Origin of the sequence: Micromonospora sp. B11E3 (assembly GCF_039871625.1) — a bacterium.
Taxonomy (GTDB): Bacteria; Actinomycetota; Actinomycetes; order Mycobacteriales; family Micromonosporaceae; genus Micromonospora.
Genome location: NZ_JBDPMC010000127.1, coordinates 1 through 12,812, shown reverse-complemented (window position 1 = coordinate 12,812; position 12,812 = coordinate 1). Strand labels below are relative to the sequence as shown.

At 70.7% G+C, this 12,812-nt stretch carries 11 protein-coding genes; 7 read left to right on the top strand and 4 right to left on the bottom strand.

Going from position 1 to position 12,812, the window contains the following annotated elements; genetic code table 11:
- Window positions 1-152: 152 nt before the first annotated feature.
- Genes ABGB16_RS32055 through ABGB16_RS32040 form a run of 4 tightly spaced genes read right to left on the bottom strand, consistent with a single transcriptional unit; the run spans window position 153 to window position 4,301 of the window.
- The gene (locus tag ABGB16_RS32055; RefSeq protein WP_347671820.1) at window positions 153-1,181 is read right to left on the bottom strand and encodes an LLM class flavin-dependent oxidoreductase; all 1,029 of its coding nucleotides are present in this window, start codon (window positions 1,179-1,181) and stop codon (window positions 153-155) included.
- A complete protein-coding gene (locus tag ABGB16_RS32050) occupies window positions 1,178-2,206 on the bottom strand; it encodes a zinc-binding dehydrogenase (RefSeq protein WP_347671819.1) in 1,029 nt (342 codons plus the stop codon). Before ABGB16_RS32050 ends, ABGB16_RS32055 begins: the two co-directional genes overlap by 4 nt.
- On the bottom strand, window positions 2,203-3,405 hold the full coding sequence (locus tag ABGB16_RS32045; RefSeq protein WP_347671818.1) for an amidohydrolase family protein: 1,203 nt from the start codon (window positions 3,403-3,405) through the stop codon (window positions 2,203-2,205). Before ABGB16_RS32045 ends, ABGB16_RS32050 begins: the two co-directional genes overlap by 4 nt.
- A gap of 2 nt (window positions 3,406-3,407) precedes the next feature.
- Window positions 3,408-4,301 carry an ABC transporter substrate-binding protein gene (locus ABGB16_RS32040; protein ID WP_347671817.1) on the bottom strand — a complete coding sequence of 298 codons (894 nt, stop codon included), beginning with the start codon at window positions 4,299-4,301 and terminating at the stop codon, window positions 3,408-3,410.
- 209 nt (window positions 4,302-4,510) lie between these two features.
- Between ABGB16_RS32040 and ABGB16_RS32035 the strand changes: the two genes are divergently transcribed.
- The 7 genes from ABGB16_RS32035 (at window position 4,511) to rocD (ending at window position 12,447) form a co-directional block, all read left to right on the top strand.
- Entirely contained in the window at window positions 4,511-6,115 is a 1,605-nt protein-coding gene (locus ABGB16_RS32035) for a PucR family transcriptional regulator ligand-binding domain-containing protein (protein WP_347671816.1), read from the top strand.
- 90 nt (window positions 6,116-6,205) lie between these two features.
- A complete protein-coding gene (locus ABGB16_RS32030; RefSeq protein WP_347671815.1) occupies window positions 6,206-7,129 on the top strand; it encodes an amino acid ABC transporter permease in 924 nt (307 codons plus the stop codon).
- Window positions 7,126-7,917, top strand: a complete 792-nt coding sequence (locus ABGB16_RS32025) for an amino acid ABC transporter ATP-binding protein (RefSeq protein ID WP_347671814.1) — start codon at window positions 7,126-7,128, stop codon at window positions 7,915-7,917. Before ABGB16_RS32030 ends, ABGB16_RS32025 begins: the two co-directional genes overlap by 4 nt.
- 33 nt (window positions 7,918-7,950) lie before the next feature.
- Window positions 7,951-8,853 carry an arginase family protein gene (locus ABGB16_RS32020; RefSeq protein WP_347671813.1) on the top strand — a complete coding sequence of 301 codons (903 nt, stop codon included), beginning with the start codon at window positions 7,951-7,953 and terminating at the stop codon, window positions 8,851-8,853.
- Window positions 8,850-10,379: an argininosuccinate lyase gene (argH, locus tag ABGB16_RS32015; RefSeq protein WP_347671812.1), complete on the top strand. Its 1,530-nt coding sequence runs from the start codon at window positions 8,850-8,852 to the stop codon at window positions 10,377-10,379. The genes ABGB16_RS32020 and argH overlap by 4 nt, the downstream gene beginning before the upstream one ends.
- Window positions 10,376-11,233, top strand: coding sequence for a dimethylargininase (gene ddaH / locus ABGB16_RS32010; protein ID WP_347671811.1), 858 nt, complete (start codon window positions 10,376-10,378; stop codon window positions 11,231-11,233). The genes argH and ddaH overlap by 4 nt, the downstream gene beginning before the upstream one ends.
- Window positions 11,230-12,447, top strand: coding sequence for an ornithine--oxo-acid transaminase (gene rocD / locus ABGB16_RS32005; RefSeq protein ID WP_347671810.1), 1,218 nt, complete (start codon window positions 11,230-11,232; stop codon window positions 12,445-12,447). The genes ddaH and rocD overlap by 4 nt, the downstream gene beginning before the upstream one ends.
- Window positions 12,448-12,812 lie beyond the last annotated feature (365 nt).

Below are 12,812 nucleotides of genomic sequence, written 5' to 3'. Positions count from 1 at the left end.
GCCCCGGACGCCCACCCGGCAGCCCCAACCGACACCGCGCACCCCGCCACGACGTCGGTAAAACCATCCACCGCGCCCGCACCCAAGCCGACCAGCAAAAACGCAAAGGTTAAAAATCAAGACTAGTAGATCAAAACAAATCGAACGCCCTCTCAGTCGGCGGTGTGGGCCTGACCAAACGTGGTGAGCAAGCGGTCGAGCTGGTGCGGGGCGGCGGGGCGAACCAGGGGCATCGTGACGCCTGCCGCCCGGTAAGCATCGACGCGGGCCCGTACGTCATCGACGGTGCCGGTCGCCGTCAGCGAGGTGACGTACCGCTCCGGCAACACCTTTTGCAGGGCGGCCTCTCCGCCGGCCTCGTAGGTGGCGGCGAACCGGGGCAGGTCCGTCGGGTCGATGGTCGGCTCACCGACCGACATCTTCGCCTTCGGGGTGGAGGCGTACTTGAACTTGGTCGCCACCTCCCAGCGGATCGCCTCGATGGCAGCGGCGCGATCGTCCTCGATCGAGGTGTTGATGAGTTGGGCGACGGCGAGTCCGTCCGGGTCGCGGCCGGCCTGTTCGGCGCTGGCGCGTAGCAGCGCGACGGCGTTCGCCGAGTACTCCGGGGAGGTGCCGGCGTCGAGTAGCACGCCGTCGCCGATCGAGGCGGCATTGACCAGACCCTTGCGGCTGGCGGCGGCGATCCAGATCGGAATGTCCGGCCGGAGGGGCTGGAAGTTGAGTGCGACGTCGTCGAGCCGTACGACCTCGCCGTGGTAGGTGACGGGTTCGCCGGTGAGTAGGGCGCGGATCGATTCGACATACTCGCGCAGGGTGGTGACGGGGTCGGTCAGCGGCCGGCCGTTGCGGGCGGCGTGTTTGGCGGTGTAGGCGCCGAGCACCAGCACGAGCCGGCCGCCGCTGAGTTCGTCAAGGGTGGCTGCGGACTGGGCCATCACCAGTGGGCTGCGCAGCCGCACGACCTGGGTGGCGCCGAGTGTGACTCGTCTGGTGGCAAGGCCGAACGCGGCCAGTGCAGAGACCGAATCGCGGTTGGTGAACAGCGTCTCGGAAAAGAACGCGGTGCCGAAGCCGGCTCGTTCTGCGGCGGCGGCCGATTCGGCCATGCGGCGGACCGTGACCGTCGGGTCGTAGCCGAGTGCCAGGCCGATGGGGTTGGCGGAACTGGACGGCGTCATGTGATCTCCTCGAGGTCGGTCAGCACGATCTTGCCGATCAGGCCGCCGCGCTCAAGGTGGTCCAGAGCGGCGGCGACGTGGGCGGCGGGGTAGCGGGCGGCGATGACCGGTCGCAGGTCGACCGGTCCGGCCCACGGTGCGGCTCGGCGTAGGTCGGCGATGATGGCGGCCTTCTCGGCCGGTGGCAGGCTGCGCAGGGAGCCGCCGGTGAGTACCAGGCGACGCCGGATCACCGTGCGTAGGCTCAGCCGCACCTGGTCACCGCCGAGTACGCCGACGCTGAGCCACCGACCGCCGGTGCGCAGCCCGGCCATGGTCATGTCGGCGACGGCGGCACCGACGAGGTCGAGTACGACGTCGAAGCCGTCGGGTGCCAGCCGGCGCAGTTCGTCGGCGGCGTTCAGGGCGGTGGAGACCACCACCGGGTCGGCGCCGAGCCGGTGCACGGCGTCGGCGAGGGCTGGGCCACGGACGGTGCCGGCGACGGTGGCGCCCAGCGACTGGGCGACCTTGACGGCGGTGGTGCCGACGCCGGAGTTCGCGGCGTGGACCAGCACGCGGTCGCTGGGGCGTACGCCGGCGATCATCCGCAGGTTCCACCAGGCGGTCGCCAGCGCCTCCGGCAGCGCCGCCGCCTCGGCCATCGTCCAGCCGGTCGGGACGGGCAGCAGTTGGTGGTGTGACACCAGAGCGTGGCTGGCGTAACCACCGCTGCCGAGCAGTGCGCATACCTGATCGCCGACCTGCCAGCCGGCGACATCTGGACCGATCGCGGCGATGGTGCCGGCACACTCCAGGCCGGGTACGGCGGACTCGCCTGCCGGCGGCGTGTAGTCGAGGTCGCGTTGCAGCAGGTCGGCGCGGTTGAGGCCGGCTGCATGCACCTGGATGAGTACCTGATCGGCAGCCGGCGCCGCCCGTGATGCCGACCGCCACACGGGGTGCGGCGGGGCCGGCCGGCCGCCGGCTGCGGCCTCGGCGGGGGTGAACAACACCTGCCGGGTCACCGGGTCGGCGGCGGTCACGGGGTGGTGTCCGGTCGCTGCGGCGGGCGGAACGGGTCCGGGGCGACGGCGCGGCCGTCGCGGACCAGCTGCTCGCCGTCACGGTAGACGTGCCGGACCCGCAGGTCGGGCTCGAGAACGACGATGTCGGCGGGGCCGCCGGTGCGCAGGGTGCCGATGCCATGGGGGCCGGCGCCGTCCAGCCGCAGCGCGGCGGCCGGATTCGCGGTGACCAGGGCCAGCGCGTCCGGCAGGTCGAGGACGCCAGCGGCGACCAGCGCCCGTACGGTGGGCAGCAACTCCACCCGGTAGGCGAACGGTTCGACGTCGCCGCCGGGCAGGGTACGTGGCACCGATGCATTGCCGTCGCTGCTGAGGGTGAGCCGACCGGCGGGCACGCCCCCGGCCAGCAGGGCCGCGATCGCGTCCACCGGGGCGATGGCGCCGGTGATCCGGTCCGGATTGATCAGTGGGTTGACGTCCACCCGGCAACCGAGCCCGCCGAGGCGGGTGGCCAGGCCGAGGGTGTCAGGGGTGTAGTTGGCGTGAGTGACCTGTACCCGGCCGGGGTCGGCACCGGATTCGTCGAGTGCCCGCGCCAGCAGGTCGGGGTCGCCGACGGCGGTGCCGAGGTGCACGTGCAGCAGGCCGGCCTTGCCGGTGGCGCCGGCGACCCATTCGAGTTCGCGGAGCAGTCGAGCCAGTTCGGCCGGCCCGGGGGCGGTGGCCTTGTGTTCGTACAGGGCGATCTTGACGCCTACGAGGTGGGGCAGCAGGTGCAGGTCGCGCAGGATCGAGCCGGTGACGGTCGGTGGCGGCCAGTGGAAGCCGCCGGCCATCGCCCAGGCGCGTGGCCCGGTGGCCGGTAGCGCGTACGCCCGGGCGAGCAACGCCTCGGGGTTCTTGGTGATCGGATCCACGCCGGGCATCCCGACGCAGCTCGTGGTGCCGGCTTCGACGATCACGTCAGCGGGCAGTTCGGGGATGCGCGTGTGGTACCCGCTGCCGCCGCCCCCGCCGAGGATGTGCAGGTGGCCGTCGACGACGCCGGGTGCGACGAGCAACCCGGCGCAGTCGACGACGGTCGCCTGGGCGGCCATGCCGGAGGTGGGGCCGGGCGGACCGACCTCCAGGATGTCCCGGCCGGCGACGACCACGTCGCCGGTTCCGGCGGGCTGCGGCGCCAGCAGGACGCCCCCGCGCAGGACGGTAAGGGTCACGATCAGCTCGCCGGCTGGCCGTTGATCGTCACCGCCGGACGGAGGATGTCCGACAGGCCCCACTTGTCGCCGATCTGGGCGTAGGTGCCGTCGTCCATCACCGCGGTCAGCGCAGCCGCTACCGCGTCCCGCAACTCGGGCTGCTGCTTGCTCACCGCGATACCGACGGGAATCTCCGTGATCGGCTTGCCGATCAGGACGTACTTGCCCGGTTCCTGCTCGGTGGTGACGTACCGGATTGACTCGGCACCCCGGATGCCGACATCGGCCCGCCCCTGCCCCATCTGCAACAGGGCGTCGGCGGTGCCGTTGGTGGTCAGCTCCTCCACCGGCGGTTTGCCGGCCGGAGCGCAGACCTTTTGGCTGAAGCTGGCCAGGGCGTTCCGGTAGCCGGTGTCGCCGCTGTCGACGGCGACCTTGGCGCCGCAGACGTCAATCTCGGCGGGGAACCGGGCGGCCTTGTCCGCCAGGGTGAACAGCTGCGGGCCGGTCGTGTAGTAGTCGACGAAGTCGACCGTCTCTCGACGCGATTCGAGATCCTGCATCGCCGACTCGACCAGGTCGATCCGGCCGGTGGCCAGTGACGGGATGTACTGTTCGTACTCCTGCGTCACGAAGGTCACCCGGACGCCGAGCTTCTCGCCGATGGCCCGCGCCAGGTCGACGTCGAAACCCTGCCTCTTGTTCCTGTCCTCCGTCCCCTCCGGCAAGTACGACATCGGGGGATATACCGGGCTGTTTCCTACCCGGAGTTCTCCCGCCTTCCGGATGGACTCCGGCAGCATCGCGTGCAACCCGTTGTCCGACTGGTCCGGGGCCGGCGCGTCGGCATCGGTGCCGCCGCATCCGGCGAGCAGGGCTGCGGCAAAGACCGCGCAGATGGCTCGCTTCTTCACGTGTGTCTCCTCCGGGTCGGCGGGGTGTCATCACACCCGCCCCGCACGTTCGCCACCGGTTCCCCTCGGCAACGTGGCCCCAGTGTTCAAGTAGCGGCGAAAGCATCGGAAGGGGACCGCTTGTCCAGTCGCCGCAGGTCGGACTGTACTTCACGGCCATGTCACCATCTGGCAACACTGGTCCACGGCCGAGGAGATGGGATGTTCCCGTGACTGTGACGATTGCGCAGGTTCTGGCGCTGCCGGAGTTGAACCTGCGGGTATGCGCGGGCGACCGCGGTCTCGACAACGAGGTCCGGTGGGTGCACGTCAGCGAGACCATCGACCCGACCCCGTGGCTTCGCGGCGGGGAGTTGCTACTCACCACCGGCCTCAAGATCGATGATCCGGAGCAGTTCGGCCCGTACGTCCACCGGCTCGCCGATGCCGGCCTGGCAGGACTCGGCTTCGGTGTCGGACTCGGGTACGACCAGGTCCCTGGGCCGCTGATCCAGGCCGCCGAGGAGCGTGGCCTACCGGTGCTGGAGGTGCCGGTCGACGCGCCCTACGTGGCAATCTCCGAGGCCGTGTCGAACCTGCTCGCGGCGGAACGCTACGACACCATCGCCCGCGCGTTCGACGCTCAGCAGGCGCTGACCGCCGCGGCGGTCGAGTCCGGCACAGGCGGCCTCGTTGCTGAGGTCTCGCGCGCACTCGGCGGCTGGGCGGTGCTCACCGACCTCGCCGCCAACGTTGTGCGGGCGCATCCGGCAGAGGCCGCCGACCGGCTGCCCGCGCTGCTGCCGGACGTGATGCGTACCCGCGAGCGCGGTATCCGCTCCAGCGGTTCGGTGGTCGGCCCGACCGAGTCGGTGGCGATCCACACACTCGGGGCGCGGGGCCGGATGCGCGGTTTCCTGATCGCCGGCGTCCCCGGCGCGGCCAGCGACTACAGCCGGATGGTGTTGGCCGGCGCGGTGGCGCTGCTGTCCCTGGAGATGGAGCGCTCGCAGGCGGCCCGCCAGCAGGTCCGCCGGTTGCGCGCCGACCAGTTGGCCCAGATCCTGCGCGGTGCGGTCACCGGCGAGGTCGCCGCCCAGCACGCCCTCGCCTGGGACCTCGACCCGGCAGCCGTCCGGGTTGGCGTCTACTTCTGTGCCGCCAGCCGGGGCAGCCAGGTCTGCGACGAACTCAACGAGCTGATGGCCGAGGCCAACCTGCCCGGCGCCGTCGTCGCGCAGGAGGCCGGTCGGCAGGCCCGGGTCGCCGTACTCATCGACGGCTCGGAGGCGGCCACCGCCGCGCTGGCCCGGGTGGCCTCGGTACGCCCGATGGTGCCGCTCGGGCTCGGCGACGTGGTGCCGATCGAGCAGGTGGGGCTGTCGTACCGGGCCGCGACCCACGCGGCCGAGGTCGGCCGGGCCGAGCGGCGGGCGGTGACTCGGTTCGACGATCTGGAGGCGCTGCACATGTTCTTCCGGGCCCAGTCGCCGCAGGCATTGGCCGGTTTCGTGCGCCGGGTCCTCGGCCCGCTGAAGCAGCACGACCAGGGTCGCGAGGGAGCCTTGCTGGCCAGCCTGAGTACCTTCCTGACGCACAACGGCCAGTGGAACGAGACCGCCGCGGAGCTGGGCATCCATCGGCACACGTTGCGGGCCCGGATCGACCGGATCGAGCAGATCACCGGGCGCGACCTCGATTCGGCGTACGGCCGGATGGAGCTGTGGCTCGCGCTGCTCGCCGACAGCGCGGCCGACACCGACGACCAGCCCGGGCCGGAGCAGGGCACCGGACGGGCGGGCCGTGGCAGCGGGCCGGAGCAGGACAGGAAGTAGCGCCAGCGGTGCGCTGACTGGACCCGATGTCAGGTATCGCTGCCCCGGCCGGCCCGGTGAGACTCGGCGAAAGTACAGACGGGAGGCGTGATGACGAGCACTGGACACGGCGGGGCCAGCACCTTGGCGGCACCGCCGGGCCCCGGGCAGCTTGCCGGGCTGCCCCGGGTGCCGCTACGGCACTACGGCCGGTGGGTCTCGGCAGCCGTCGTGGTCGTGCTGGTCGCACTTCTGGTGCAGGCCTTCGCCCAGGGCAGCATCGAATGGTCGGTCGTAGGCCGCTACCTGACCGCCTCGGCGATCCTGCACGGTCTGGCCAACACCGTCATCATCACCCTCTGTTCCATGGCGTTGGCCATCGTCCTGGGTGTGCTGGTCGCGGTGATGCGGATGTCGGCGAACCCGGTGACCAGGACCATTGCCTTCGGCTACATCTGGCTGTTCCGCGGTATTCCGGTACTGCTGCAGCTGCTGATCTGGTACAACCTGGCGCTGGTCTTCCCCACGGTTGGATTCGGGCCGTTCGAGGCCCGCATGATTGACGTGATGACGCCGTTCATGGCCGCCCTGCTCGGCCTCGGCATCAACATGAGCGCCTACACCGCGGAGTTGGTCCGCGCCGGCATCCTCTCGGTCGACAAGGGCCAGATCGAGGCGGCCCAGGCGATCAGCCTGACCCCGAACCAGATCCGGCGCCGAATCGTGTTGCCGCAGGCCATGCGGGTCATCCTGCCGCCCCTGGGCAACGAGTTCATCAGCACGCTGAAGATGTCGTCGCTCGCCGCCGTCATCACGTACGGCGAGATGCTGGAGACCGTCGAGTTCATCTACTACTCCAACAACCGGATCATCGAACTGCTGATCGTCGCCGCGATCTGGTACCTGGCGGTGGTCTCCGTGCTCAGCGTCATCCAGCACTTCGTCGAGCGCCGGTTCGGCCGGGGCTTCCACGCCCTGCCGAACCGTAAGGCCCGGTCACTCGGGCGCCGGTTGAAGGGAGCCCCGCAGCAGTGAGCCAGCCACCACCGACAGACGGCACGACCCCGGTCGTCCGCACGGTCGACCTGCAGAAGTCGTTCGGACCGGTACACGTGCTGCGCGGGGTGTCCCTGCAGGTGCGCGCCGGCGAGGTGCTGTGCGTGATGGGCCCGTCCGGCTCCGGCAAGTCCACCTTCCTTCGCTGCATCAACCAGCTGGAACGCCTCGACGGCGGCGAGCTGTGGCTGCGCGACGACCTGGTCGGCTACCGACTGCGCGGCGGCAGACTCCACGAGCTGACCGAACGCGAGATCGCACGGCAGCGGCGCGGCATCGGCATGGTCTTCCAGCGGTTCAACCTCTTCCCGCACATGACCGCGCTCGGCAACGTCGTCGAGGGGCCGATGCGGGCGTTGGGGCACAACCGGGCCGTCGCCGAGGCCGCCGCCCGCCGGCTGCTCGACCGGGTCGGCCTGTCCGACAAGTACGACGCCTACCCGGCCCAACTCAGTGGCGGCCAGCAACAGCGGGTCGCGATCGCTCGGGCGCTGGCGATGGAGCCGTACCTGATGCTCTTCGACGAGCCGACCTCGGCGCTGGACCCGGAACTGGTCGGCGAGGTGCTCGACGTGATGAAGTCGCTGGCCGCCGACGGCATGACGATGATCGTGGTCACCCACGAGGTGGGCTTTGCCCGCGAGGTCGGCGACACGCTCGTGTTCATGGACGAGGGGGTCGTGGTCGAGTCAGGTCCGCCCGGCATCGTCCTCGGCGCCCCGCAGCACCCGCGCACCCAGGAATTCCTCTCCCGCGTCCTCGGTTGAGAGCACCCACACCCCACCTCCGAGAGGTCCGCAATGCCACGTTCGCACCAATCGCGTAAGTTCGACCTGTGGGGAGCCCCCTTCGACGGGGGATCCACCCTGGGCTGGCCGGGCTCCCGGTACGCCCCCGGCCGGATCCGCGACGCGCTGCGCTGGATCACCCAACGCATCGAGGACGGCGCCATCTACTCGCTGGAGACCGACTCCGTCCACGAGGTCGGTGACGACCTGCTGCGCGACCGCGGCGACGTCGACGTCGTCGGGCACGACATCGAGGCCACACTGGACGCCTGCTCCGCCTCGGTCGCCGAGTCGCTGCGCGACGGCCGTACCCCGATCATGATCGGGGGCGACGACTCGGTGCTGTTCCCGGTCGCTCGCGGCGTGCACGACGCCTTGCCCGGCCGGATCGGAGTGATCCACTTCGACGCCCACCTTGATCTACTGGATCACAACCGGTTCCAGGGACGGCTCAGCCAGTCCAGCGGCATGCGCCGCAGCCTCGAACTCGGCCGGCTCAACGCCGACGACTGCATCCAGGTAGCCGTGCGGCACTTCAACTTCCCGTCCTCGGCCCAGTTCAAGCGAAAGAGCGGCCTGCCCCACATCACCGCCCGCGAGTTCCAGGCCCTCGGCCCGGTCTCCGCCGTCGAACAGATCCTCGACCGCGTCTCCGGCGCCGACCACATCTTCCTGTCCTTCGACATCGACGCGATCGACCCGGCGTTCGCGCCCGGCGCCGGCGCCCACGAGCCTGGCGGCCTCACCTCCGGCGAGGCCCTCGAAGCGGTCCGGCTGCTCGCCCCGCACTGCGACGCGCTGGCCGTCACCGAGGTCAACCCGCTTACCGACGACCGCACCTCGACGACCGCCACCCTCGCCGCCTACCTGCTGTTCCACTTCGCGGTCTTCGGCTCCGGGGCGGACCGCCGATGACGTACCAGGGCTTCCGGGGTACCGGGGTACGACTGACCGAGGAGCAACTGCCGCACCTGCAGGCGCACCGCACTGAGCTGCTCGGCGACTCACTGCCAGCGATCCACGCCTTCGACAAGGCACACGCGGTCATGCTCACCGAGCGCGGGTTGCTCGAGCCGGCGGCCGGGCGAGCCATCCTCACCGCGCTGCGGGGCATGGAGGCCGAGGCCGACGGAGTCGCCGCGGCGCGCATCGAAGCCGGCGGTGGCATGCACTCCGGCGAGCAGTACTTGATCCGTGCGATCGGCGCCGACCTCGGCGGGCGGCTGCACCTCGGTCGCAGCTCCGGCGACCTGATCGAGGTGGCCCGCCGGATGACGATCCGCTGGCACCTGCACGCGATGCTGCCGGCCTTGGCCGACCTGCGCGCCGTGCTGCTCGGCCTCGCCGACACGTACCGGGAGGCGGTGATGCCCGGCTACACCCACGGCCAGCACGCCCAGCCGACCACCTTCGCGCACTGGGCCACCATGTTCGAGCGCGCCTTCGCCCGCGACACCGAACGGCTGCTCAGCCTGCACGGCCGGCTCAACCTCTCACCAGCCGGCGCGGCCATCCTGACCGGCAGCGACCTGCCGCTCGACCGGCACCGGGTCGCCGACCTGCTCGGCTTCGACGCCCCGCTGCCGCACACCATGGACGCGATCCTCAGCCACGACCTGGAGATGGAGGTGGCCGCCGTTCTGGCCACGGCCGGCGCCACGCTGGCCCGGCTCGCCGACGACCTCTACCTCTGGTCCACCTCCGAATTCGGGTACGTCGAGCTGCCCGACAGGTTCTGCGGCACCAGCAGCATCATGCCGCAGAAGAAGAACCCCGACGCGCTGGAGGACGTCAAGTCGGTGGCCACCCAGGCGCTCGCGGCGCTGATCGGCGTGATCACCGCCGAACGCGGTCCGACCGGCTTCCCGATCATGGAGCGGCGCTACTCGCAGCAGGCGATCTGGTCCATGTGCGCGGCGATCACCGCCAAGGTCGGTGACACCACCCAGATCCTCACCGACCTTCGACTCGACGAGCCGCGCATGGCCGCCCGAGCCGGCGCCCACTGGGCCCAGGTCACCGACGTCGCGTCTGCCCTCGTCCGCTACACCGGCCTGGACTGGCGGCACGCCCACCAGGTGGTCGGCGTGTTCGTCCGGCTCGGCGTCGAACGTGGACTCGCCGCTCCCGCGGCGACGCTCGCACTGCTCGACGAGGCCGCCGGGCAACTTCTCAATCGACCCAGCGGACTCACCGCGGAGCAGTTCGCCGACGCCATGGACGCCCGCGCCTTCGTCGCTCGGCGCACCTTGTACGGCGGACCGGCCCCGGACGCCGTACGCCGGGAGAACGCCGAGTTCACCGACCGGCTCGCGGCCGACCGCACCCGGATCGACGGGCTGCGCCGCCAGGTCAGCGGTGCCGAGGTGGCCCTGGAAACGGCGATCGACACGATCCTCGCCACCGGCGGGACCAGCACCGAGGGGACCGAGGCCGGATGAGCGCGACTGCGGTCACCCCGACCACGGCACCGGCTGCCGCCGCGGCTGCCCACCAGGCCACCCGGCGGGAGTACCTGATGTGCCCGCCGACCTACTTCGACGTCGTGTACGCGATCAACCCGTGGATGGACCCCGGCGTGTCCGTGGACCGAGACCTCGCCCAGCGGCAGTGGGCCGAGCTGCGCGACACGTATCGCCGGCTCGGACACACCGTGCAGCTGGCCGACCCGCAGCCCGGGCTGGTCGACATGGTCTTCGCCGCCAACTGCGCCCTGGTCGTCGACGGACAGATCTACGGTGCCCGGTTCCGCGAGCCGGTACGGCAACCCGAAGCGCCCGCCTACCGAGCCTGGTTCGCCGCCGCCGGGTTCGGCGGCGTTCTCCTGCCGCGCTACGTCAACGAGGGGGAGGGGGACTTCGCCGTGGTCGGCGACATCGTCCTCGCCGGGGCGGGCTTCCGCACCGAACCAGCCGCCCATGGCGAGGCGCAGGAGTTCCTCGGCCGGCCGGTCGTCTCGCTGCGGCTGGCCGACCCGCGCTTCTACCACCTCGACACCGCCCTGTTCGTTCTGGACGACGACACCATCGCCTACTATCCGCCGGCGTTCACCCTGGGCAGCCAGCGGACGCTGGCCCGGCTCTTCCCGAACGCGATCGTGGCCAGCGAAGCCGACGCCCTCGTTCTGGGCCTCAACTCGGTGTCCGACGGCGCGAACGTCGTGGTCGCCCAAGCCGCGACCGGCCTCATCGACCAGCTCGCCGCACGCGGCTACCAGCCGGTGCCGGTCGACCTCTCCGAGTTGGCGAAGGCCGGCGGCGGTGCCAAGTGCTGCACCCTGGAGATCCGCCGATGAACCGTACTACCGCTGCCATCAAGATCGAGCGGGATGTGCTCGCCCACAATTACCACCCGCTGTCGGTGGTGGTCGAGCGCGCCGAAGGTTCCTGGATCACGGACGTGGACGGGAAGCGGTACCTCGACTGCCTCGCCGGCTACTCCGCACTGAACTTCGGCCACGGGCATCCGGCGCTGCTCGCCGCCGCCCGGGCTCAACTCGAGCGGGCCACCCTGACCAGCCGCGCCTTCCACAACGATCGGCTCGGTCCGTTCGCCGCCAAACTCGCCGACCTGTGCGGCATGCATCTGGTGCTGCCGATGAACACCGGCGCCGAGGCCGTCGAGACCGGCATCAAGGTCGCCCGGCGGTGGGCGTACCAGGTCAAGCGCGTGCCCGCCGACGACGCCGAGATCGTCGTGGCGGCCGGCAACTTCCACGGCCGGACCACCACCGTCGTCAGCTTTTCCACCGACGAGCAGGCCCGAACCGGTTTCGGCCCGTTCACCCCCGGCTTCACCGTGGTTCCCTATGACGATCTCGACGCCCTCGAGGCGGCCGTGGGTGAACGGACCGCCGCGGTACTCGTCGAACCGATCCAGGGCGAGGCCGGCGTCGTCGTACCGTCCAACGGCTACCTCGCCGGCATCCGGCGGATCTGCGACGACCGTCGCGCCCTGTTCGTCGCCGACGAGATCCAGTCCGGACTGGGCCGGGTCGGCGCCACGTTCGCCTGCGAACTCGCCGGCGTACGCCCCGACATCTACCTGCTCGGAAAGGCGCTCGGCGGCGGCGTCGTCCCCGTCTCCGCCGTGGTGTCCAGCCGCGACGTGCTCGGGCTGATCCGGCCCGGTGAACACGGCAGCACCTTCGGTGGCAATCCGCTGGCCGCAGCGGTGGGCTCGGCCGTCGTCGACCTGCTCGCCACCGGCGAGTACCAGGCCGCCGCCCGCCGGATCGGCGGCGTGCTGCACCGCGGACTGCGGGACCTGATCGGTCACGGCGTCACCGCCGTACGCGGCGTCGGCGCCTGGGCCGGCGTCGACATCGACCCGGCGATCGGCAGCGGCCGGCAGATCTGTGAGGCACTGGCCGAGCGTGGCGTACTGGTCAAGGACACCCATGGCAGCACCATCCGATTCGCCCCTCCCCTGGTCACGACCGACGACGAGATCCGCTGGGCACTGGACCGACTGCGGGAGGTCCTCGCCGTTCGGCACAGCACTGTCTAGCCGTAGGGACGGTGATCCCGTGGCCTGCGGGCATCGACTTCCGAGGTGCTCAAGCTACGCCGGCAGCAGGAGCGCCTCCTACGTCGCCCGTCCGGCCAACGAATTCCCGCTTGTCGTGGGATGGGCGGGCGAAATGGCGTTACTTCCCGCACAGGAGACCTACGACTTCGCGGTGGACACCCTCGTGGCCCGAGCCGGCCAGCTCGTCCCACACCGACCACAGACTGATGCAACAGGAGTAAGGGCTCGCAGATAATTAACCCGTAGTCTTCGTGAATGGCCCTCGGTTTTGTGGTATGAGCACAGTGGACGAACGGCAAGCGGTGCTGGCGGCGAAGTTCGAAGCGATCGTTCCGCATCTAGAT